This is a genomic window from Streptomyces sp. NPDC059696 (assembly GCF_042733745.1).
Lineage (GTDB): Bacteria > Actinomycetota > Actinomycetes > Streptomycetales > Streptomycetaceae > Streptomyces.
This window is the reverse complement of the sequence record NZ_JBHWFG010000012.1, coordinates 105672-127777: the sequence shown is the minus strand read 5'-3', so window position 1 is coordinate 127777 and position 22106 is coordinate 105672. Positions and strand designations below refer to the sequence as shown.

Below are 22106 nucleotides of genomic sequence, written 5' to 3'. Positions count from 1 at the left end.
CCGTGTCCGTCGTCAGAGCAACCCGGCGGACATGAAGGAGTCCCGTGCACCCGGCACGTCCAACACGCCTGCGGATTCGAAGAGTTGAAAGGTGTGCCGGGCATTGGCCCGGATGCCGTCCCGGGTCTTGTCCGGGGCGTAGACGTCGGCGAGGACCTCGTTCACCGCCGGCTCGTCCAGTCCCGCCGCACGGAGGGAGCCGCGCACCGGCACCAGGTCGGGGGTGAGGCTGCGGCTGACCAGTTCGGGCAGGCAGCGCGACGCCCGCTCCCGCAGGGCGGGGCTCAGGTCGTGCCAGAGTTCCCTGAAGAACGCCGCGAAGTAGGCGTGGTGGCGTCCCTCGTCCTGGGCGTGGTCCCGCACGACCTCGCGCACGGTGCCGACCACCGTCTGGTCCTTGGGGATGTCCTTCAGGATCGAGGTGACCAGCGTCTCGAAGACGACCACCTGCAGCAGCTGGACGAGGACCGTCTCACCGGGCATGACCGAGGCCCCGAGGCCGTCGAGCCGGTCCAGGAACGGGGCGAAGTCGTAGGCGGGCACCTCGACGCCGGTCGCGTCGCTCACCTGCTCCACCACGTCCAGGCTGTACAGGGCGTGGTAGGCCTCGTCGCAATAGATCTTGTAGGCGTCCAGCCGGGTCGCCGCCGGCAGCGGCAGGCCCGACGTGCCGTTCGCGATGCGCTCGGCGGCCCGGTTCACCACACTCGTCTCGAAGTGCATCGTGAACTGCATGTACTGGTACAGGTGCCGTGCGGTGATCCGGTAGCGCTCCTCGGGCTCCAGAGCGGCCACCAGGGGATGGTCCAGGTACGGGATGAGCGTGTGCGGGAAGAGGGTCTTGCCCTCCTCCAGTTCCCGTGCCATGACCCGCCGCGGGTCGGTCCGCACCCCGGCCTTGTCGTACCAGCCGTCCAGCGGCGACTTCATCTCAGCTCTCCTATGTCTGGATTCCCGTGACCGCGGAGGCCATCAGCCACAGCCCGACGGCGACCAGGGCCGCTCCCGCGACCGTCTCCAGCACGCGGCGCCACCCGTCCTTGCGGAACACGTCCCCCATGCGGGCGACGACCGCCGCGTACGCGAGCAGGGAGAGGAAGCTCAGGGCGACATGAACGGCCGCCAGCAGCAGCGAGGAGGAAAGGGACGACCCGTCGGCCGGGAGGAACTGCGGCAGCAGGGAGGTGTAGAAGACGCCGACCTTGGGGTTTCCCAGACTGGTCAGCGCGCCTTGGCGCCAGTCCTTCGCGGAGCGCTCGGGTGGCGCTTCTCCCCCGGTCCGGCGGGCCGCGTCCGGTGTCCCGGTCCGGCGTGCCGCCATGAGCGCCTGCGCGCCGAGATACACCAGATACGCGGCTCCGGCGGCCCGGAGCACATTGAACAGGGTCGGCGACGCGGCCAGGGCGGTCGCGAGCCCGATGGACGACATCAGGGCCCAGGCGACCAGCCCCGCGCACACACCGGCGGTGGTGCGGATCGCGCTCCTGAAGTCACCGCTCAGCGTGTTGCGCACGACGACGAGCGTGTCGGCCCCAGGAATGATCACCAAGAGACCTGCGACTGCCACATAACCTGTTACGTCAATCAACGGGATCCACTGCCAGGTAGGCCGAATTCAGCAGGCAGGCCGGGGACCATCAGTCCCAACGAATGTCGGGCGCCTGCCCGCACCGCTCGAGAGAGAACATGTCACGAATGAGCGAGGACATTTTCGGTCTCCTGCTTTCTGGGATTGCCAGGTGGAACGGGATTTCCGGGTAGTACAGGCTCGGTGGCCCGGTTTCGAGCATCACCCATCACCGTTCAACAACTCCAGCCCCGCGGCCTTCATCTCCCTGCAGTGCAGGGAAATGAGCCGCACAGGCCGTGGACGGGCCGCCCGGCGGGCTCCCAGAGTGGAGCGAGTCATGCCGCAAACCGCCGCGAACGTCTTCGGGGCCCGAGAGAACAGAGACGGAGTGCCCTTGTCCGCACCCACTCCGGCCGGCGCCACCCTGACGCCCCTGGGCCGCCGTTCGGCGGCCGGGCCGCTGCGCATCGGCGTCCTGGTCTCCGCCACCGGCGCCAATCTCACCACGCTGCTGGACCTGCAACGGACCCGGCCCGAGGAGTTCCGGGTCTGTCTCGTCGCCTCGCACGCGGAGCGGGTCAAGGCCCTGGACGTGGCACGGCAGGCAGGGGTCGAGGCGTGGCCGGGCGACTTCGACCGCGTCTGCGGAACGGCGTCGGCAGCCGTCGGCCGGGCGGGCCGCGAGGCCTACCGGGACCGGGCCCGGCAGTGGCACGACGCGCTGGACGCACGGATCGCCGGCTGGGAGCGGGACAACGGCGAGCTGGACCTGGTCGTCCTCGCCTACCACCGGTGGATCGACGGCCGGCTGCTCGACCGCTACCGGGGACGCATGATCAACCAGCACCCGGCGGACCTGTCGGTCCTGGACGAGGAGGGCCACCGGCGGTTCACGGGCAAGGACCCCGTGCGGCTCGCGATGGCGGCGGGCCGCACGACGACCCGCACCTCCTGCTTCCTCGTGGACGGCACCCGGGACGGCGGCGCGATCCTCGCGATGGGCCCGGAGGTGCCCGTCGAGGGCCGCCGGCCGACCGCCGAGGACGCCGAGGTGCAGGAGACGAAGCAGAAGAGCCTCAGCGACCGGCCGTGTCTGCGGTGGTCGGTGGAGGCCTTCGCGGCGGGGCGGCTCGCCCTGTCGGACCAGCAACACCGCGACGGCAGCCGGGTCGTGGTGGTGGACGGAGAGCCGACCGGACTGGGCGGACGGCGACTGACCGGGGAGCTGCTTCCATGACCGACCTCGCCGACGAGCGCATCCCCTCCTTCGCCGGGGCGGGCAACCTGGTCTACCGCGAACCCGACGTCCCCCGGTTCGTCTCCGGCTCGGGCAGCTGGCTGACCGCGCACGACGGGCGCCGGTACCTCGACGCCGAGGCCGCCAACGGCACCGTCGCCTTCGGCTACGACGCCACCCTGCTCCAGGAGGCGATGCGGCGCTGCGAACAGCTGCCCGCCCTGCCCTCGTTCGCCGAGTCCGAGCTGCGGCTCAAGGTGCTGTCCCGGCTGGAACCGCTCGTGTCCGACGTGCTGGGCACGCCCGGCCGGGTGGAGCTGGACCTCGGCGGGGCGCAGGCCATGGAGACGGCCCTGCGCATCGCGTTCGCCGCCAACGGACCGGGCACCGTCGTCGTCTTCGAGGGCGCCTTCCACGGCCGCTCCGGCGTGACCAGCATGCTCAGTTCCAGCCCGCGCTACCGGGAGCTGCTCGCCGCGTGGGGCCTGGAGGTGGTTCGCCTCCCGAGCCCGGACCATCAGCGGTGCCCGCACGCCGTCGCGGGAGCCGGCTGCGGGCCGGGCTGCCGTGAGGCCGTCACCCGGTGGGGGTCCGAGCTGAGCGGCGTCGGCGGGCGGGACTTCGGCCGGAAGGTGTCGGCGTTCGTCTTCGAGTCCGTCCAGAACGTGGGCGGCATGGTGGAACCCGACCACGAGCTGCTGCGCGCCGCCGTGGACCATGCCCGGGCGCAGGGGGCGGTGGTCATCGCGGACGAGATCTTCACCGGTATGCACCGGGTGGGACCGCGCTGGGGGTTCCAGCGTTCCGGGGTCACCCCGGACATCGTCGTCACCAGCAAGGGCCTCGCCAACGGCGGTGCCGCGCTGAGCATGGTGTGGTCCCGCGAGCCGCTGGGCGGCCCCGACCGGTACCGGCCCGGCAGCCACTCCTCCACCTACATCGGCATCCCGAGCGCCCTCGCCGTCGTGGACACGGTGCTGGACCGCTGGGAGCGGTGGACCACGGCCGACAAGGACGTCCTGCGGCTGGAGGAGGCCATGCGCGAGCGGCTCACCGAGGTCGCCGCGCGGCATCCGGACCTCGTACGGGGCGTGGACGCGATGGGCGGCACGGCGCGCATCGTCCTCACCGGGCCGCACGCCGGCCGGATGCGGCACCTGTTCCGGTCCGGGCACCCGGACGCCGGCGTGCTCGTCGCGACGACCGGGATGGCGCCGGACGTCATCAACGTGCACCCCCCGCTCGTCATCGGGGAACGCGAACTGGACTTCTTCGCCGAGGTCTTCGAGACGGCGCTGAACGGGATCGCCTGATGGGGGTGGAGACGGAGCGGAAGTTCCTCGTCGGCCCCGGCTGGCGCGAGACGGTGGTGCGGACCCGGGAGGTCCGCCAGGGCTACCTGACCGACGGGCCCGAGCGCGCGGTACGGGTGCGGATCACCGACGGCGCCGAGGCGGTCCTCACCGTCAAGGGTCCCCGCCGGGGGGCGCGCAGGGCCGAGTTCGAGTACCCGGTGCCGCTCGCGGACGCCGAGGAGATCCTCGCGGGACTGTGTCCGCAGCCGCTGGTGCTGAAGAAGCGGCACTACCTGGGCGGGCGGTTCGACGGCTGGACCGTGGACGAGTTCTACGGCTCCAACGCCGGTCTGGTGCTGGCGGAGCTGGACGCCGAGGACGCGGCGGACGTGGTCGACCTGCCCGAGTGGGTCACCGAGGAGGTCACCACCGACCTGCGGTTCGACAACGCCTCCCTGCACGGCCGCCCGTACCCCACCTGGGCGACGGGGCCGGCAGCCGCGCCGCGCCCCTTGCGGGACCCCGCCGACGCGGAGCTGGTGATCTTCGACAACGACGGTGTGCTGGTCGACTCCGAGCCGATCGCCAACCGCGTCCTGGCGGCGCTGCTGACGGAGGCCGGGTTCCCCACGTCCTACGAGGACAGCGTGCGCCGCTACATGGGCGGCACCCTGGACCGCGTCCGGGCCATGCTGCGGGCCGAGACCGGACGGGAGCTGCCGGCCGGGTTCACCGGGCACTACCGGGCCCGGCTGATCGAGGCCTTCGAGCGGGACCTGCGTCCGGTGTCCGGCATGGCGGAGGTCCTCCGGGCCCTGTCCCGGCGCGGCACCCCCTTCTGCGTCGCGTCGAGTTCGCCCCGGGACCGGCTCGCCCTCGGCCTGCGGGTGACGGGGCTGGCGCCCTTCTTCGGGGATCGGGTGTACTGCGCCGACGACGTCACCCGGGGCAAACCGGCGCCGGACCTCTTCCTGCACGCGGCGGTCCGCATGGGGGTCGACCCCGCCCACGCGGTGGTGGTCGAGGACAGTGTCCCCGGAGTCGACGCCGCGACGGCCGCGGGCATGACCAGCATCGGCTACGCGGCCCTGACCCCGGCCGACCGCCTGTCCGCCGCGACCCGCGTGGTGCGCGACACCTCGGGCCTGGCGGTGGAGCTGGGGTTGAAGCTCTCCGAGTGAGGGCGCTCTCGGGGGCGGCGGAGGCAGCCTCCGGTAGTACGGTCCCGCCATGACCGAAGGCGACGGTGTGCCCGAGAAGGTGGCGTGGGTCCTGATCCGCGGCGCCGCGGTGCTGGTGACACGCAGTCACGGCAGGGACCGCTTCTACCTCCCCGGCGGTCACCGCGAGCAGGGCGAGTCCGACCGCGAGACGCTGGTCCGGGAGATCGACGAGGAACTGCGCACGGCGATCGACCCCGGCTCCATGACCCACGTCGGCACGTTCGAGATCGGCGAGGGCCATCCGGATCACGACCCGTTCCGCATGATCTGCTACACCGCCGACCACCACGGCCGACTGACCCCTTCCCGGGAGATCGCCGAAAAGGCCTGGTTCCAGTACCAAGACCGCCCCCGAATCTCAGCCATCGACGCCCTCGCCTTCGACGCCCTCCACGAGAGGGGGTGGCTGGCGTGACCCGCAGTCAGCCCGGGACAGGGTCTTTGCGTTCCGGGTCCGGGTCCGGGTCCTCGTGGTCGTCCGGCGTTCCGGTCCGGGTCTGGGCGGGGACGGTCGGGGCGGGGCCCGGGGCGGACGGGAGGTGGGACCAGTGGGTGGTGACTCGGGTGTAGGCGTAGATCACTGACGCCATCGCCAGGAGGAGGACAGGGCCGGAGACCTCCGGGACGGCGGCCATACGCGTCGGCAGGTAGCGGTACGACAGCAGGAGCGCGGCGAAGAGGCTCGTGCCGTAGGCGACCAGGGAGATGCCCGCCCGGTCCCAGCCGCGGTCGTGCGCGCGGAGTGCGGTCTCGATGGTGAGGGCGAAGACCACCCCGGCGACGAGGTCCACGCCGTAGTGGTAGCCGAATCCCAGCGTCGCGGCGAGGGTGAACACCAGCCAGAACGTGCCCGCGAACCGCAGCAGCCGCGGCGCCCGCCGGGTGTGGACGAAGATCGCGACGGCCCACGCCGTGTGCAGGCTGGGCATGCAGTTGCGCGGCGTGATCCCGTCGTACGTCATCGGCTCCGGGACACCGACCGGCAGCGGCGTGTGCGGCCACAGGTTCGCCGCCGCCCACTGCACGCCGCCGGTGCCCGAGGCGCCCGGGCCGTAGGCGAAGACCGGCCCGACCACCGGGAAGAGCATGTAGATGCCCGGCCCGAGCAGGCCGATCACCAGGAAGGTGCGCACCAGGTGATGGCTCGGGAAGCGGCGCTCGGCCGCCACGTCGCGCAGCTGGTAGAGGGCGACGACGACCGCGGCCACCGCGAGCTGACCGTAGACCAGCTGGAGCAGGTGGCTGCTGAAGGGGTCGGTGGCCGCCACGATCCGGCCCGCCAGCCACGACGGGTTGCCCAGCGCGTGGTCGGCGGTCGCCACGTACTGGTCGAGCACGGTCGGGTGGGTCTTCGCCGTGATGAACAGCCAGGTGTCACCGGTCTTGCGGGCCGCCACCAGCAGCAGGCCCAGCCCGACGCCCTTGAGCAGCAGAACACGTTCGGCGCCGGTGCGGCGCGTGACGGCGACGACCGCGAACCCGAGCATCACCCACAGCGCCCCGGTGCCCAGGGAATGGCCCTCGGCCGCCTCGGCGCCGAGCACCCGGCGCACCAGCAGGAGCACGGCGTCGATCCCGAGCGCGGCCCCGGCCGCGATGAACCGCTGCCGCCAGGTGAGAACCACCATCGTCAACGCCAGTCCGCCGTACAGCGGCCCCGGCTTGGGGGCGAAGACGAGGGCCCTCACCTGAGTGGTGAGCGGCCCGGGCTCGCCGTAACGGCGGGCGGCGATCTCCAGGGCGGCCAGGAGGGCGAGAGCGACCACGCCCGCCGTGCCCCACAGCGCCGCACGCCGGTGGCGCGACGCGTCCTCCGCGGTCACGCCACTGAGTCGGGAAAACACCCGCGATGCCCTGGATATCAATCTTTTGGCCGATTCACTTTTGGCCGATTCATCGGAATGGCTGGGTAGATGGTGAGCGATGGCGGGACCACCGCGAGTTCGAACATGCTAACGGAGTGACCTGCGGCGGCGCCCCTGTCATCCGGCCACACCCACCACGCGGCACCGCCCCCCTGCCACGCACGCACCCGACCCGCAGCGCGGCGCGGCACCGCCCCGTCACGCACGCACCCGACCCGCAGCGCGGCGCGGCACCGCCCCCTGTCACGCACACCCCCGGCCCCCAGCGCGGCGCGGCACCGCCCCCTGCCACACAGGCACCCGCCCCGCAGCGCGGCGCGGCACCGCCCCCTGTCACGCACGCCCCCGACCCGCAGCGCGGCGCGACACCGCCCCTTGTCACGCACACTCCCGACCCGCAGCGCGGCGCCGCCCCGTCACGCACTCAGCCGTACCGCCACGCGGCGCCGCCCCTCTCACGAACTCACCCGCACCGCCGTCCGGACCAGCCCCGCGACCCCCCGGGACCGGCTGTGCGGCGGCCAGGCGATCACGGTCGTGACCGTCGGCGCGTCCTCCACCGGCACCGCGGCGAGGCCCTCCCGCAGCTGGGACCGGCAGGACTCCGGTGCGATCCAGCAGGCCCGGCCGAGGGCGATCAGCTGGAGCAGCTGTGCGTGGTCACGCGCCTCGGGGCCGGGCCCGGCCGGGTAGGTGCCGTCGGGTCCGGGCCAGCGCGGCATGGGCAGGTCGGGCAGCCCGGTGACGTCGGCCGTGCGCAGCCGGGGCCGGCCGGTGAGGGGATGGCCGGCCGGGAGGATCGCCACCTGCTCCTCCGAGCAGAGCTCCTCGGTGTCGAGGCCGGACGTGGTGTCGAACGGCAGATGCAGCAGCGCCACGTCGGCCCGGCCGTCGCGCAGCATCGGGCCCTGCTCGCCCATGCCGCACAGCAGCAGATCGACGGGGACCGCGTCGGGCTCGGCGGCGTAGGCGTCGAGCAGTTTCGCCAGCAGCTCGGCGGACGCGCCGGCCTTCGTGGCGAGGACCACCCCGGCCTGGCCCGCGGGGGCTAGGGCGGCCCGGCGGGTGCGGCGTTCGGCGGCCTCGACGGCCGCCAGCGCCGCGCGGGCCTCTTGCAGCAGCACCGCCCCGGCCTCCGTCAGGGTGACCGCGCGGCCGCCGCGTTCCAGCAGCGTGGCTCCCAGGCGCCGTTCGAGCTGCCCGATCGCCCGGGACAGCGGGGGCTGCGCGATGCCGAGCCGCAGCGCGGCCCGCCCGAAGTGCAGCTCCTCGGCGACGGCGACGAAGTACCGCAACTCCCTGGTCTCCACGGCCCGATGGTACTGCCACGAGCTGGGCCGATACCCGTGCGGTATCGCCGGCCACCCGATCGGTGTTGGCCGCGCCGCACCGGGCCCGGACAGGATCGACCGCATGAGCGAACAGACGATCGCGCTGGTGACCGGCGCGAACAAGGGGATCGGATACGAGATCGCGGCCGGCCTGGGCGCCCTCGGATGGCGGGTCGGGGTCGGCGCCCGGGACCGGGAGCGGCGCGAGACCGCCGTGGCGAAACTGCGGGCGGCCGGCGCCGACGCGTTCGGCGTGCCGCTCGACGTGACCGACGACGCGAGCGTGACGGACGCCGCCGCACAGCTCCAGGAGAGCGCGGGACGGCTCGACGTGCTGGTCAACAACGCGGGGATCACCGGCTCCGTGCCGCAGCTGCCCACCTCGGTCGACCCGGCGACGATGCGGACCGTCGTGGAGACCAACGTGATCGGCGTCATCCGCGTCACCAACGCCATGCTGCCCTTGCTGCGCCGCTCGCCGTCCCCGCGCATCGTGAACATGTCCAGCGGCGTGGGGTCCCTGACCCGGCAGACCACGCCCGGCAGCGACACCGGCCCGATCGCCGCCGCCTATTCGCCGTCCAAGACGTTCCTCAACGCCGTCACCGTCCAGTACGCCAAGGAACTGGACGGCACGAACATCCTCATCAACGCCGCCTGCCCCGGCTACTGCGCCACCGACCTCAACGGGTTCCGCGGCGTGCGCACTCCGGAGCAGGGCGCCGCGGTCGCGATCCGGCTGGCGACCCTGCCCGACGACGGCCCGACCGGCGGCTTCTTCGACGACGAGGGCGAGATCCCGTGGTAGCCCCTGGTCCGCCTCGGGTACGGCCCAACGGGTGATGTGACATTCGTCGCGACCGGGGCGATCCAGCCCGCCCGAGGGCCTGCCGCCCGGCGACGGCGGCGGCAGCGGCACATCCGCCGTCGCCGGAGGTCACAGGGCCGGCACGCGGGGGCGCGACAGGAAGGTCCGCGCCCGTGCGGGGCAATATCTGTGCCCGCAAAATGAGAAATAGGCGCGGGGCCCGCGGAATATTCCTCGATCACCCACCGGCCCGGAATTTCCTGACGACACCCGGCCGAACCCCCCGTGCTACTGTCGATCTCAGTTGCAGGTGTGGTTGCCAGAAGGTTCATTTCCTACGGGGTAATCATCACGGCGACACGGAATTCACAGAGAGTGGATTCCCGAAACCGCCTCCGAAGGAGAACAAAATGGCTACCGGTACCGTGAAGTGGTTCAACTCTGAAAAGGGCTTCGGCTTCATCGAGCAGGACGGCGGCGGCGCCGACGTCTTCGCCCACTACTCGAACATCGCCACCCAGGGCTTCCGCGAGCTGCTCGAAGGCCAGAAGGTGTCGTTCGACATCGCGCAGGGCCAGAAGGGCCCGACGGCCGAGAACATCGTGCCCGCCTGACCTCGGCGCTCGCGCATATTCCGCAGCCGGGGCCCGCACCTGAAGGGGTGCGGGCCCCGGCTCGCTTTTTTCCCGACGGCCCCACCCGGCCGTATCGACTTCGGCTCGTCTCGAGATTCTCTGCGCCGCTCCTCTGCTGCGGATTTCCTTGCTACGCGCCCGTCAAGGAAGGTCCCGCATGAAGCGCGCCCACACCTCCCGTACTCGTGACCGTTTCCCGAGGAACGACGGCCCCGACCGCCGCTCCGGCGGCCCGCGCCGCCCCCGGAGCGCCGCGACCCGCCGGGCTCCGCAGGGTGAGTTCGCCCCGCCGGAGACGATCACGCCCCCGCTGCCCGCCGTCGACTCGTTCGCCGGCCTCGGCCTGCCGGCGCCGCTGTCCGCCACCCTCGCCCGCGAGGGCGTGACCGCGCCGTTCCCGATCCAGGCGGCGACGCTGCCGAACTCGCTGGCCGGCCGGGACGTCCTCGGACGTGGCCGCACCGGCTCCGGCAAGACCCTCGCCTTCGGCCTCGCCGTACTGGCCCGGACGGCCGGGCGGCGCGCGGAGCCCCGGCAGCCGCTCGCCCTGGTCCTCGTGCCCACCCGGGAGCTCGCCCAGCAGGTCACCGACGCGCTCACCCCGTACGCCCGCTCCGTGAGCCTGCGGCTCGCCACGGTGGTCGGCGGCATGCCGATCGGCCGCCAGACGAGGGCGCTGCGCACCGGCGCCGAGGTCGTCGTCGGCACACCCGGACGGCTCAAGGACCTCATCCTCCGCGGCGACTGCCGCCTGGACGACGTCGACATCACCGTCCTCGACGAGGCCGACCAGATGGCCGACATGGGCTTCATGCCGCAGGTCACCGCCCTGCTCGACCAGGTGCGCCCCGGCGGGCAGCGGATGCTGTTCTCGGCCACTCTCGACCGCAACGTCGACCGGCTGGTGCGCACCTACCTGCACGACCCGGTGGTGCACTCCGTCGATCCCTCCGCGGGCGCGGTCACCACGATGGAGCACCACGTCCTCCATGTGCACGACGCCGACAAGCACCGCACCACCACCGAGATCGCGGCCCGCGACGGCCGCGTGATCATGTTCCTGGACACCAAGCACGCGGTGGACCGGCTGACCCAGCACCTGCTGAGCAGCGGCGTCCGTGCGGCGGCCCTGCACGGCGGCAAGTCCCAGCCCCAGCGGACGCGGACCCTCACCCAGTTCAAGCAGGGGGACGTGACCGTCCTGGTGGCGACGAACGTCGCGGCGCGCGGCATCCACGTCGACAACCTCGACCTCGTCGTCAACGTGGACCCGCCCGGCGACCACAAGGACTACCTGCACCGCGGCGGCCGTACGGCCCGGGCCGGCGAGTCCGGCAGCGTGGTCACCCTGGTGACCCCGGGCCAGCGGCGCGGGATGAGCCGGCTGATGTCGTCGGCCGGCATCACCCCCCGGATCACCCAGGTGCGTTCCGGCGAGGCGGAGCTGGGCCGCATCACGGGCGCACAGGCCCCGTCGGGCGTCCCGGTCGTCATCCCCGCGCCGCGCGCGGAACGCCCGCGCGGCTCGTCCGCCCCGTCCCGCGGCCGCCGCGGGCGCCGCCCCGCCGGCCAGGGCCGCCCGTCCGGCGAGGCGGCGCGGTCCGGGGCACAGCGCCGCACCGGCTCCGGCTCGGCCGCGTAGGACCCCAGGCCGCCAGAACATCCCCGATCCGCAGGAGACGCCATGACGCCGGTCCGGACGCAGCACCCCGCCACCGCCCACGCCCCTCTGATCCGTGACGACATGACGGTCGAGGTGGCGCTGTCCCTCATGGCCGGCGCGCAGGTCGACCACCTCGTCCTCTGCGACGGGGACGACCAGAGCACGGGCCTGGTCACCCTGGCCCGGCTCACCGCTCTGCGGAACAACCCGGCCTACACCGACCGGGTGCGCCTGCGGGACGTCCCGGAGGAGTGAGACACCGGCGGATCACCGCCCACCGGAACCCGTGAGGGCCCTGCCGACGCGCGTCGGCAGGGCCCTCATCGGCATGTCGCGTGGCCACGGCCGGCGAGCCGATGGGCCACGGGCGGCGAGCCGATGGGCGATGGGCCATGGGCGGTGGGCGATGGGCGGGGCGATGGGCGGCAGAGGATGCCTGTACCGGCCGGATCCCAAAATCTGTCTTTGTCAGGGTAGACATTGCCCCTTCCTCTGGTTAATCTTCTTCCCGTAGACATGGTCAGAGGAGAACCGAGCAAGGACGGAGGAGCAGACGCCATCAGGATCGCCCGGCCCGGGACATTCGGGTCCGGGTACCGCAAGACCCCGGATTGGATGGTGGTCCCCGGTCACGCAGCCGCGATCCCCGCACCCCTCCCGCAGTCGGGACCGGTAGCGGAAACAGAAGGTCGGCACCGCATAAGGGCCGACAGATGGTGTTGAATTTCCTTCGGGGCCCTGGTGCCGTACGGCACCAGGGCCCCTCGACGCGTTGCACTACGAGGTGACATGCCAGCTGATACCCCGCTCAGCGATCGTCTGGACGACGACGACTACCCGGCCTACACCATGGGCCGGGCCGCCGAGATGCTCGGTACCACCCCCGGCTTCCTGCGCGCCATCGGTGAGGCGCGTCTGATCACGCCGCTGCGCTCGGAGGGCGGGCACCGCCGGTACTCCCGTTACCAGCTGCGGATCGCCGCCCGCGCCCGCGAGCTCGTCGACCGGGGGACCCCGATCGAGGCCGCCTGCCGCATCGTCATCCTCGAGGACCAGCTCGAGGAAGCCCAGCGCATCAACGCCGAGTACCGCCGTGCGGCACGCGAAGGGTCCGGCGGTCCCGAAGCCGGTCCCAGCTGACCGCCCGCGGGCATCGCCGCCCGCAGTCGAGCGGGGCTCACCTCCACTCCTCGTCCCCCCAGGCCGGCGGCCTGGGGTTTGCTGTGCCCCCGGCCGGTGCCGGGGCCGGCCCCCGGAGTGGACCGGTACCCCGGCCATCAGGTCACCGCATCAGGTCACCCGTCCCGGACTCTTGACTCGTCGAGCGGAAGTGGCGATTCTCGTCGCACACTTTGCGAGGTCATGACAAGACGGTCTCGCTGATCCGCCGACCGAGGGACGTGGGCTGTGACCGGTTCCGGACGCCCGTACCGCCGCCGCAAGAACGTCACCGTGGTGTCGCTCCTCCTGCTCGTGCTGTCGATCGCGCTCGGCCCCACCCCGAGTGCGGCGGCCGGGAACGACTGGTGGGAGCCGACCGCCCGGCCCGCCCCGGACTCACAGATCGGCGTCACGGGCGAGCCCTTCACCGGCACGAACGCCCAGGGCGAGGTGCGCGGGTTCGTCGACGCGCACGACCACATCTTCTCCAACGAGGCCTTCGGCGGCCGGCTGATCTGCGGCAAGGCCTTCTCCGAGCAGGGCGTCGCGGACGCGCTCAAGGACTGCCCCGAGCACTACCCCGACGGGTCGCTCGCGATCTTCGACTTCATCACCAACGGCGGCGACGGCAAGCACGACCCGAACGGCTGGCCCACCTTCAAGGACTGGCCGCGGCACGACTCGCTGACCCACCAGCAGAACTACTACGCCTGGATCGAGCGGGCCTGGCGCGGCGGGCAGCGGGTGCTGGTCAACGACCTCGTCACCAACGGCGTGATCTGCTCGGTGTACTTCTTCAAGGACCGCTCCTGCGACGAGATGACGTCCATCCGGCTGCAGGCCAAGCTGACGTACGACATGCAGGCCTACGTCGACAGGATGTACGGCGGGCCCGGCAAGGGCTGGTTCCGGGTCGTCACCGACAGCGCGCAGGCCCGCAAGGTCATCGAGCAGGGCAAGCTGGCCGTCGTCATGGGCGTCGAGACCTCCGAGCCGTTCGGCTGCAAGCAGGTCCTGGACATCGCGCAGTGCGGCAGGGCGGACATCGACAAGGGCCTGGACGAACTGCACGCGCTGGGCGTGCGCAGCATGTTCCTGTGCCACAAGTTCGACAACGCCCTGTGCGGCGTGCGGTTCGACTCGGGCGCGCTCGGGACGGCCATCAACGTCGGGCAGTTCCTGTCGACGGGCACGTACTGGAAGACGGAGAAGTGCACCGGCCCGCAGCACGACAACCCCATCGGCAACGCGGCGGCGCCCGCGGCCGAGAAGAAGCTCCCGGCGGGCGAGGAGGTCCCCTCGTACAGCGCCGACGCGCAGTGCAACGTGCGGGGGCTCACCGAGCTCGGCGAGTACGCGGTGCGCGGCATGATGAAGCGCGGCATGATGCTGGAGATCGACCACATGAGCGTCAAGGCCGCCGGCCGGGCGCTCGACATCTTCGAGTCCGAGTCCTACCCGGGCGTGCTGTCCTCGCACAGCTGGATGGACATGGACTGGACCGAGCGGGTCTACGGCCTCGGCGGCTTCATCGCCCAGTACATGCACGGCTCCGAGGGTTTCGTCGCGGAGGCGAAGCGCACGGAGGCCCTGCGCGACAAGTACGGCGTCGGCTACGGCTACGGCACCGACATGAACGGCGTCGGCGGCTGGCCCGGGCCGCGCGGGGCGGACGCGCCGAACAAGGTCACCTACCCGTTCAAGAGCGTCGACGGCGGCTCCGTCATCGACCGGCAGACCACCGGCGAGCGCACCTGGGACCTGAACACCGACGGCGCCGCCCACTACGGCCTCGTCCCGGACTGGATCGAGGACATCCGCCGGGTCGGCGGCCAGGACACGGTCGACGACCTGTTCCGGGGCGCCGAGTCCTACCTCGGCACCTGGGCGGCCTCCGAGCGGCACGAGGCCGGGGCCAACCTCGCGGCGGGTGCCGCCGCGTCGGCCAGTTCCTCGGAGTGGAGCCTGTTCACGAGCTACAAGCCGCACCGGGCCGTCGACGGCGACCGGGGCACCCGCTGGGCCAGCGACTGGAGCGACGACCAGTGGTACCAGGTCGACCTCGGCTCGGCGCGGACGGTCGGGCGGGTCACCCTGGACTGGGAGCGGGCGTACGCGAAGTCGTACCGGATCGAGCTGTCGGCCGACGGCACGACCTGGCGGACCGCCTGGTCCACGACCGCGGGTGACGGCGGTCTGGACACCGCGCGCTTCGCCGCCACGCCCGCCCGCTACGTCCGCGTCCACGGCCTGGAGCGCGGCACCGGCTGGGGCTACTCCCTGTACGAGGTCGGCGTCCACAGCGGCTGACGGGCACGAGAGGGGCTCCATGGCACGGTTGCCGTCCGCCGAGCGGCGGCGACAGCTCACCGAAGCGGCGATCAGGGCGATGGCCCGGGACGGCGTCCCCCGGACGACGACCCGGTCCATCGCCGCCGAGGCGGGCGTCTCGCTGAGCGTCTTCCACTACTGCTTCGACTCCAAGCAGCAGCTGATCGAGTCCGTCATCACCACCATCACCGGGCACTACGTGACGGTGGTGAAGGAGGCCCTGCGCCCCAGAGCCACCCTGGAGGAGACCGTCCGGGCGGGTTTCCAGGCGTACTGGGACCACGTCCGGGCCCACCCCGACGAGCACATGCTCACCTACGAACTCACGCAGTACGCCCTGCGCCAGCCCGGTTTCGAACATCTGGCGCGCCGTCAGTACGAGCTGTACGCCGAGACGTACACCGAGCTCATCGACCAGCTGCGGCAGGCCATGGGGCTGCGGCTGCGCGTGCCCGTGCCGGTCCTGGCCCGCTACCTGGCCGCCATGACCGACGGCCTGACGCTCAACTACCTCGTCCTGGGCGACGATTCGGCCTGGACGGGCATCCTCGACACGGTCACCGCACACGTCGCCGGGCTGGTGCGGGAGGACTGACGGCGGTCTCCGCCGAATTGGCTGTCATGGGAACGCCTCAGAGGGGCATTCGAACACAACAAGACGAAACAGTGAGGAGAGTGCGGCCCGTTGGGTCCGCGCCATCGACAACTGGGAGTTTTCCATGGCGAGTTACGGCGGTTCCTCTGCCGCGTCCTCCGGTTCGCGTACCAACGGCCTGGCGATCGCGAGCCTGTGCTGCGGCATCATCGGCCTGTTCTTCCTGAACATCATCCTCGGCCCGCTGGCCATCGTCTTCGGTGCCGTCGCCCAGCGCCAGGCGTCGGTCAAGAACGGTGCCGGAATGGCGAAGGCCGGCATCATCCTGGGCATCGTCGACATCGTCCTGTGGCTGGTCCTGCTGGCCGTGGCCAGCAGCAACGGCGGCTTCAGCTGGTACGTCGGCGGCTGACGGCCGCCCCACGGTCCACGGCCGGGGCGGGGTGTGCGGGTGGAGCGACGGCGGCTCGCTGATTCAGCGGGCCGCCGCGGTCTTCTTGCGGGCCCGGTACGCGGCCGCCTTGATCCTGTTGCCGCAGGAGTCCATCCCGCACCACTGCCGCCGCATGCCCCGCGAGCGGTCGATGTAGGTCCGCGTGCACTCCGGGTTCCCGCACTCCTTCAGCAGGGGCACGTCCGGGCCGCTCAGGAGCTCGACGGCGTGCCGCGCCACCAGCGAGAGGGCCTCGTCCGGCGTCGCCTGCGTCCAGCGCCCCGACGGGGTGAGCTGGGGCACGGCGGGCGGGGTGCGTGCCGCGTTGTTCAGGACGGTCAGCGCCGCCTTGTCGTACTCCTCCCCGAGCAGGCGGGCGGTGACCAGGCGGTGGATCGCCTCCCGCACGGCCCTCGCCCGCTCGACGTCCGCCTCCCGGCCGGGGGAGACCGCGTCGACCAGCCCGGACTCCACGTACCAGGCGTCCAGCCGGTCCGGCGTCACCAGCGTCTCGCGGCGCGCCGAACGGCGTGCCCGGAGCGTGGCGGCGAAGTCCAGGGCCGGGTTCCCGCAGACGAAGACGTGATCGAGGTTCACGTCACCATTCTGGCCGGTGACCTTTTCCACGGCAAGACTCGGAACAGCCGCCGACCGCGGAGTTGAACGCCGACGTCCGCGCGGTCAGCGGCGGCGTACGGTCAGCCCCGCGCGAGTCATTACCAGTCGAGCAGGTGACGCACAGGAGACCGGACAGGGCCAGGCCGGTGCCGACGAGGGCGGGAGCGCCGTGCCCCTCACGCCCCCGCGGCCTGCCGTACGGCGCGGGGGGACGCGCCGAGCTCCTTGTGGCAGGCCTTGTTGAAGGCCTGGAGGTCGGGGATGCCGACCGTTGCCGCGACGGCCGGGATCGCCAGGGTCGAGGCGACGAGCAGGTGACGGGCGCGCTCCATGCGGCGGCGCCGGACGTAGCCGACGACCGTGTGCCCGGTGTCCTCGCGGAACAGCCGGGTCAGGTGGGTGTGCGACACCCCGGCGACCCGGGCGATGCCGGGAACGCTCAGCGGATCGGCCAGGTGCTCCTCGATGTGGGCGACGGCGGCGCGCAGCGCCGGGTGCCGGGTCCCCGGGGGCGGCGCGGAGGCCTCGGTCAGACCGGTCGTGCGCCACAGCACCGTCCACAGTTCCGCGGAGGCCCGGGCCGGGGACTGCGCGCAGGCCGCGATGGTCTGGCGCAGCAGCGCGCTCAGCACCGCCGTGTCCGCCCCGGCGTCCTGCATCGCCGGAACCCGCCGCCGCTCCCCGTCGCCCGGCAGCCGGAAGTGGGCGTACAGGTGCTCGCAGCGCGTGGCGCCGTAGTGGAAGTGCACCTCCGTGCCGGGCGGTACGAGGCTGAGGTGCCCGGGGCGGATCGGGTGCCGGGCACCGTCGAACTCCAGGGTGCCGGAGTAGCCGTAGAGGTGCAGCTGCCACAGGTGCGGGAGGCGGAAGACCTCGTGCGGGCCGGCCGAGCCGTGCACGCCCACTCCCGCGTGCACCAGGTCCGGCGGCCTGTCGAGGGTCAGCTCCACCAAGTTCGGCATGGTGGAAAATTACCAGTGGATGCCGATTACGACCCACGACAGCGCGTCTCCCCGCTTCTACGGTTGCGGCATGTCAACCACGAAACAGTTGCTGAGCTCGGCCGAGGTGGCGCGGTTCACGGCCCACGGTTTCCTGCGCCTGGACGGCGTCGTGCCCCAGGAGATGAACGAGGAGGCGCTCACGGTCTTCGCCGCCGGGGAGATGCCCGCCGTCCCGTACGGCACTCCCGTACCGGCGGCCTTCCCCGAGGGTTCCTTCACCCGCCGGCTCCTCGAACTGCCCGTCGTCGCGGGCGCCCTGGAGAGCCTGGTGGGCCCGGATCCGGACGTCGACCACCACTTCCTGCACACCCGCATGCCCCATGAGGGCAGCGCCCAGCCGTTGCACGCCGACGCCCTCATCGACGTGCGGCCCGACGCGTTCGACGTGCAGCTCATGTACTACCCGCAGGAGGTGACCGCCGACATGGGCGGCACGCTCGTCGTCCCGGGCAGCCACCTGCGCCGCATCAACGAGTCCGACACCGGCCGCTACCAGAACCTGCGCGGCCAGACCCGGCTGACCTGCCCGGCCGGGACCGTGCTCCTGCTGCACCACGGCATCTGGCACGGGGGGCGGCGCAACGACAGCGGCACCGTCCGCCACATGTACAAGATCCGCTTCAACCCGACCGTGCCGCAGGTGCGGCTGTGGGACACGCGGGACCTGGACTCCGCCGCCGTCCGCGAGGAGCTGGGGCGCTCCTTCCCCTGGTACGAGCAGGCCACGGGCCGGCTGGAGATCCACAACCGGGTCCTGCTGTGGCGCTCCCTGTCCGCCGACCCCGGCTTCGACATCGAGCACTGGGCCACCCGCATCGCCAACCGGCCCGCGGTTTCCGCCGCCCACGCCACCCTGAGGAGCACCGCATGACCACCACCCGGCAGCAGGTCCTCGTCCTCTACCTGGACACCTCCGCCCTGGACTCCCGGGTCGTCGGCTGGGCCCGTTACGACGGCACCGGCGCGACCCGTCCGACGACCGGCGACAGCGACGAACCCCCGTACGAGACGGGAGTCGGCGCCCTGGAGGACGGCTGGCGGCTGTTCCAGGCCGCCCCGCTCGTGCCGCCCTATCCGGGGGCGGAGCACACGACGTCGTTCCTCAAGCACGAGTTCTTCTTCGAGAAGCTGGTGCACCACTGAGAACGACCACCGGACCGCCCCCGGCGGTGGCCTTCAGGCCGCGCAGCCAAGTGGCCGGCGGCCGCTGCCGGGCCGCATCACGGGGACGCGCTTCGCCCCGTCCCCGCTCCTCACCGCCGAAGCCGACGACCTGGACGGCCCGCGGACCCCTCGGAGGCCTCCTACCGCTTCCGGGCCCGCTCATCGCGCCGACCGTACGCACCCCGGGGCACGGGAGCCAGGCGATGTTCCGGGCCCCGGTTCGGCGAAACCCCGGGCCGAGGCCCGGGGTCGAGTCGTCGTGGGGGTGCGGGGGTCAGACGAAGGCGCTCTGGCCGGTGATCGACTTGCCGACGATCAGGGTGTTCATCTCGCGGGTGCCCTCGAAGGAGTAGATCGCCTCGGCGTCGGCGAAGAAGCGGGCGATGTCGTGGTCCAGCAGGATGCCGTTGCCGCCGAAGATCTCCCGGCTCCAGGCCACGACCTCCCGCATCCGGGCGGTGACGAACGCCTTGGCCAGGGACGACTGTTCGTCACGGAAGATCCCGGCGTCCTGCAGCCGGGCCAGCTGCACCAGCATCCCCCAGGACGCGGTGATGTTGCCGAGGCTCTTGACCAGCAGGTCCTGCACCAGCTGGAAACCGCCGATCGGACGGCCGAACTGGCGGCGCTCCCGGGCGTAGCCGAGGGCCAGTTCGTAGGCGCCGACCATGACGCCGAGCGCCTGCCAGGCCACTCCCGCGCGGGTCGCGCGCAGGATCTCGGCGACGTCCCGGAAGGAGTCGATGCGCTGCAGGCGGTTCGCCTCCGGCACCCGGACGCCGCTCAGGGTGATCTCGGCGTTCTCCACGATCCGGAAGGCGATCTTGCCCTCGATCCTCACCGGGCTGAAGCCGGGCGTGCCCTTCTCCACGACGAAGCCCTTGACGTGGTCGTCCTCCTCGTCCCGGGCCCACACCACGACGTAGTCGGCGAAGGTGGCGTTGCCGATCCACTTCTTGGCGCCGTTCAGCACCCAGGTGTCGCCCTCGCGCCGGGCCGTGGTGCGCATGCCGCCCGCGACGTCGGACCCGCCGAGCGGCTCGGTCATCGCGAACGCGCCGATCTTGTCCATGGCGGCCATCTCCGGCAGCCAGCGGTCGCGCTGCTCCTGGTCGCCGCCGGAGGCGACGGAGTACATCGCCAGGCCGTTGTGGACGCCGAAGAAGGTGGACACCGAGGCGTCGGTGCGGGCCATCTCCATGGCCAGCGTGCCGCTGAGCAGGTTGCTGACGGCGGGGCGGTGCTCGCCGTAGCCCTCGTAGGGCAGGCCGGCGAGGCCGCTGTCGCGGAACAGGGCGATGAGCTCCGTCGGGAACGTGCCCTTGGCCCAGTTCTCGTTCACCAGCGGCCCGACCTCGTCGCGCATCAGGGCGCGGGCCTTGAGGAGGAGCCCCCGCTCGTCGTCGGGCAGCAGGGCCTCGTAGCCGTAGAAGTCGCCGGTCAGCCGGTCCTCGAGCGGTTCCGTGGTGGTGGTCATCTCAGTTCTCCTCCTTGTCCGCGCTGTCCAGGGCTGCCAGGACAGCGAGTTGCCTGCGGTCGCGCGCCCCGGTGAGTTCCGGGTACGTGGAGGAGCCGTAGGCCTTTTCCACGGCTTGGATGAGCCGTTCCTGCCGGTCCTCGTCCTGCGGCGGGGTGCCGTGTCCCGCGCCGGTCCGCTGCATCGACCTGCCGATGTGCTCGACCAGGTGCCGGTAGCCGCCGGGTCCGCCGCCCAGGTGCGCGCCGAGGAACGGCCCGACCGTGGCCCAGCGCAGGCCCAGCGAGTTGATCACGACCTTGTCGAGGTCCTCGGGGGTCACGACACCCTCCTGGACGAGGTACACGGCCTCGCGGCTGAGCGCGTTCTGCAGGCGGTTGCCGACGAAGCCGGGGATCTCCTTGCGCTCGACGACCGGGGTGCGGCCGACCGAGGCGTAGAAGTCCACCGCGGCCCGCACGGCGTCCTCGCCGGTGCGTTCGCCGGGCACGACCTCGACCAGCGGGACCAGGTGCGGCGGGTTGAAGGGGTGGCCGATCAGGACCCGGGCGGCGGCCCCGTCCGGCAGTCCGGCCGTGAACGCGCTGGACGGGATCGCCGACGAGGAGCTGAGCAGCAGCGCGTGGCCGGGGGCCGCACGGGCGAGCGTGGCGAACAGGTCCTGCTTGAAGTCCGTCCGCTCGGGGCCGTTCTCCTGGACCACGTCCGCGTCCCGGACGGCCTCGGTGACGGAAGCGGCCACGTGCACACGGCCGGCGATGCCGGTCACGTCCAGGCCGCGGGCGGCCAGGTGCGGGGCGTACGTGGCCAGGGCCTCGTCCACCGCCCCGGCGAGGTCGGGACGCGGGTCGCTCACCCGGACGGTCAGGCCGTGCGCGGCGAAAAGGGCCGTCCAGGACAGTCCGATGGTCCCGGCGCCGATCACGGCGGCCGTGCGGAAGGTGCGGGTCATGACGCGGCTCCCTTCAGGTAGTCGTGGACCGGCTCGACGCCCGCCAGCGTCAGGTCGGTGAGGATGTGGCTCGCGGAGACGACCTCCAGGACCGGCAGGTCGGCCAGCGGGGCGAGCACGTGCTGGAACAGCTGGAGCCGGGCGGGGCCGGTCCAGGCGCCCTTGACGGTGACGTCGGTGATGCGGGTGCGGACCAGTTCCTGCACGCGCGGCGGACCGTCGTAGCCGGGGATCGTCTTGAGCATGAAGGCCGGCACGGTGATCTGTGCCTCGGCCTCGGCCCGGTCCAGCTCGTGGTGCTTGTAGCCCATGGTCGCGGTGGCGACCCGCAGACCGCCGTGGTCGAGGGTGCCGACGAGCGCGCCGGAGTCGACGTACAGCGAGGGGGAGCCGATGACCTTCGGGTAGGCGGAGACCTCGCGGCCGGAGGCGGTCGCCGGGAAGTTGTCGAGGTACATGGCGTGCAGGTACTCGCCCCGCTCCCCCTCGAAGGCGACGGGGATCGCCTGGCCGGCCTCCGTGTAGGGGCCGTAGCCGCTGACGTCGCCCATCCTCATGACCTCGAACCGGACCAGCGGTTCGTCGATCCGCAACGGTTCGGGGACGACGGCCCGCAGGGCGTCCGGGTCGGTGCGGTAGACGACGTTGAGGTACTCGCGGTCGGTGAAGCGCGGGACCATCGGCGGGTACGCGGGGCCGGTGAGCGGGGTGGTGACGTGCCGGCGCACGTCCGTGGCCTTCATG

23 protein-coding genes are annotated in these 22106 nt (G+C 72.1%); 14 read left to right on the top strand and 9 right to left on the bottom strand.

The genetic code is table 11. The annotated features are described in order from the left end of the window. Positions 1–12: 12 nt before the first annotated feature. Entirely contained in the window at positions 13–930 is a 918-nt protein-coding gene (locus ACFV20_RS15955) for a diiron oxygenase (protein ID WP_385656736.1), read from the bottom strand. Between the two features lie 10 nt (positions 931–940). Continuing rightward, positions 941–1546 (bottom strand): LysE family translocator, encoded by a 606-nt coding sequence (locus ACFV20_RS15950; protein WP_385656733.1) that lies wholly within the window; start codon positions 1544–1546, stop codon positions 941–943. Positions 1547–1964: 418 nt separating this feature from the next. Between ACFV20_RS15950 and ACFV20_RS15945 the strand changes: the two genes are divergently transcribed. From ACFV20_RS15945 to ACFV20_RS15930, 4 genes are read left to right on the top strand one after another with little or no spacing between them, the layout of a single operon-like run. Continuing rightward, positions 1965–2807, top strand: a complete 843-nt coding sequence (locus ACFV20_RS15945) for a formyltransferase family protein (protein WP_385656730.1) — start codon at positions 1965–1967, stop codon at positions 2805–2807. Continuing rightward, complete coding sequence (locus ACFV20_RS15940; RefSeq protein WP_385656728.1) at positions 2804–4120, top strand: aminotransferase class III-fold pyridoxal phosphate-dependent enzyme; 1317 nt, start codon at positions 2804–2806, stop codon at positions 4118–4120. Before ACFV20_RS15945 ends, ACFV20_RS15940 begins: the two co-directional genes overlap by 4 nt. After that, positions 4120–5283 carry an HAD-IA family hydrolase gene (locus ACFV20_RS15935; protein WP_385656726.1) on the top strand — a complete coding sequence of 388 codons (1164 nt, stop codon included), beginning with the start codon at positions 4120–4122 and terminating at the stop codon, positions 5281–5283. Before ACFV20_RS15940 ends, ACFV20_RS15935 begins: the two co-directional genes overlap by 1 nt. 49 nt (positions 5284–5332) lie before the next feature. Further along, positions 5333–5740: an NUDIX domain-containing protein gene (locus ACFV20_RS15930; protein WP_385656723.1), complete on the top strand. Its 408-nt coding sequence runs from the start codon at positions 5333–5335 to the stop codon at positions 5738–5740. Between the two features lie 7 nt (positions 5741–5747). Here the strand turns inward: ACFV20_RS15930 and ACFV20_RS15925 are convergent, their stop codons facing one another. Both ACFV20_RS15925 and ACFV20_RS15920 read right to left on the bottom strand, forming a co-directional pair. Next, entirely contained in the window at positions 5748–7148 is a 1401-nt protein-coding gene (locus ACFV20_RS15925; RefSeq protein ID WP_385656721.1) for a DUF5933 domain-containing protein, read from the bottom strand. Positions 7149–7645: 497 nt separating this feature from the next. Beyond that, a complete protein-coding gene (locus tag ACFV20_RS15920) occupies positions 7646–8500 on the bottom strand; it encodes a LysR family transcriptional regulator (RefSeq protein WP_385656718.1) in 855 nt (284 codons plus the stop codon). Between the two features lie 103 nt (positions 8501–8603). On the opposite strand from ACFV20_RS15920, the gene ACFV20_RS15915 reads away from it, so the two are divergent. The 8 genes from ACFV20_RS15915 (at position 8604) to ACFV20_RS15880 (ending at position 16126) form a co-directional block, all read left to right on the top strand. Next, positions 8604–9329 (top strand): SDR family oxidoreductase, encoded by a 726-nt coding sequence (locus tag ACFV20_RS15915; RefSeq protein ID WP_385656715.1) that lies wholly within the window; start codon positions 8604–8606, stop codon positions 9327–9329. 410 nt (positions 9330–9739) lie between these two features. Then, entirely contained in the window at positions 9740–9943 is a 204-nt protein-coding gene (locus tag ACFV20_RS15910) for a cold-shock protein (protein ID WP_184848139.1), read from the top strand. 178 nt (positions 9944–10121) lie between these two features. Continuing rightward, on the top strand, positions 10122–11606 hold the full coding sequence (locus ACFV20_RS15905; RefSeq protein WP_385656713.1) for a DEAD/DEAH box helicase: 1485 nt from the start codon (positions 10122–10124) through the stop codon (positions 11604–11606). Between the two features lie 42 nt (positions 11607–11648). Beyond that, positions 11649–11882 carry a CBS domain-containing protein gene (locus ACFV20_RS15900; RefSeq protein WP_385656710.1) on the top strand — a complete coding sequence of 78 codons (234 nt, stop codon included), beginning with the start codon at positions 11649–11651 and terminating at the stop codon, positions 11880–11882. 534 nt (positions 11883–12416) lie between these two features. Further along, positions 12417–12767 carry a MerR family transcriptional regulator gene (locus ACFV20_RS15895; protein WP_385656707.1) on the top strand — a complete coding sequence of 117 codons (351 nt, stop codon included), beginning with the start codon at positions 12417–12419 and terminating at the stop codon, positions 12765–12767. A 267-nt stretch (positions 12768–13034) separates the two neighbouring features. Beyond that, complete coding sequence (locus ACFV20_RS15890; protein WP_385656704.1) at positions 13035–15098, top strand: discoidin domain-containing protein; 2064 nt, start codon at positions 13035–13037, stop codon at positions 15096–15098. Between the two features lie 19 nt (positions 15099–15117). Next, positions 15118–15714, top strand: coding sequence for a TetR/AcrR family transcriptional regulator (locus ACFV20_RS15885; RefSeq protein ID WP_385656701.1), 597 nt, complete (start codon positions 15118–15120; stop codon positions 15712–15714). Between the two features lie 124 nt (positions 15715–15838). Continuing rightward, entirely contained in the window at positions 15839–16126 is a 288-nt protein-coding gene (locus tag ACFV20_RS15880) for a DUF4190 domain-containing protein (RefSeq protein WP_385656698.1), read from the top strand. Positions 16127–16189: 63 nt separating this feature from the next. On the opposite strand, the gene ACFV20_RS15875 is transcribed toward ACFV20_RS15880, so the two are convergent. Both ACFV20_RS15875 and ACFV20_RS15870 read right to left on the bottom strand, forming a co-directional pair. Further along, positions 16190–16744, bottom strand: a complete 555-nt coding sequence (locus ACFV20_RS15875; protein ID WP_385656695.1) for a CGNR zinc finger domain-containing protein — start codon at positions 16742–16744, stop codon at positions 16190–16192. Positions 16745–16941: 197 nt separating this feature from the next. Then, positions 16942–17727 (bottom strand): helix-turn-helix domain-containing protein, encoded by a 786-nt coding sequence (locus ACFV20_RS15870; RefSeq protein WP_385656692.1) that lies wholly within the window; start codon positions 17725–17727, stop codon positions 16942–16944. 70 nt (positions 17728–17797) lie between these two features. Between ACFV20_RS15870 and ACFV20_RS15865 the strand changes: the two genes are divergently transcribed. Then, positions 17798–18640 (top strand): phytanoyl-CoA dioxygenase family protein, encoded by an 843-nt coding sequence (locus tag ACFV20_RS15865; protein ID WP_385656689.1) that lies wholly within the window; start codon positions 17798–17800, stop codon positions 18638–18640. Beyond that, entirely contained in the window at positions 18637–18912 is a 276-nt protein-coding gene (locus ACFV20_RS15860) for a hypothetical protein (protein ID WP_385656687.1), read from the top strand. The genes ACFV20_RS15865 and ACFV20_RS15860 overlap by 4 nt, the downstream gene beginning before the upstream one ends. A gap of 295 nt (positions 18913–19207) precedes the next feature. Here ACFV20_RS15860 and ACFV20_RS15855 read toward each other — a convergent pair whose 3' ends face one another. The 3 genes from ACFV20_RS15855 to ACFV20_RS15845 are packed head-to-tail and all read right to left on the bottom strand — an operon-like array spanning position 19208 to position 22105. Beyond that, positions 19208–20410, bottom strand: a complete 1203-nt coding sequence (locus ACFV20_RS15855; RefSeq protein WP_385656684.1) for an acyl-CoA dehydrogenase family protein — start codon at positions 20408–20410, stop codon at positions 19208–19210. Between the two features lies 1 nt (position 20411). Then, positions 20412–21362: a 3-hydroxyacyl-CoA dehydrogenase NAD-binding domain-containing protein gene (locus tag ACFV20_RS15850; RefSeq protein ID WP_385656681.1), complete on the bottom strand. Its 951-nt coding sequence runs from the start codon at positions 21360–21362 to the stop codon at positions 20412–20414. Then, a complete protein-coding gene (locus ACFV20_RS15845; RefSeq protein ID WP_385656678.1) occupies positions 21359–22105 on the bottom strand; it encodes an acetoacetate decarboxylase in 747 nt (248 codons plus the stop codon). The genes ACFV20_RS15850 and ACFV20_RS15845 overlap by 4 nt, the downstream gene beginning before the upstream one ends. Position 22106: the final 1 nt, after the last annotated feature.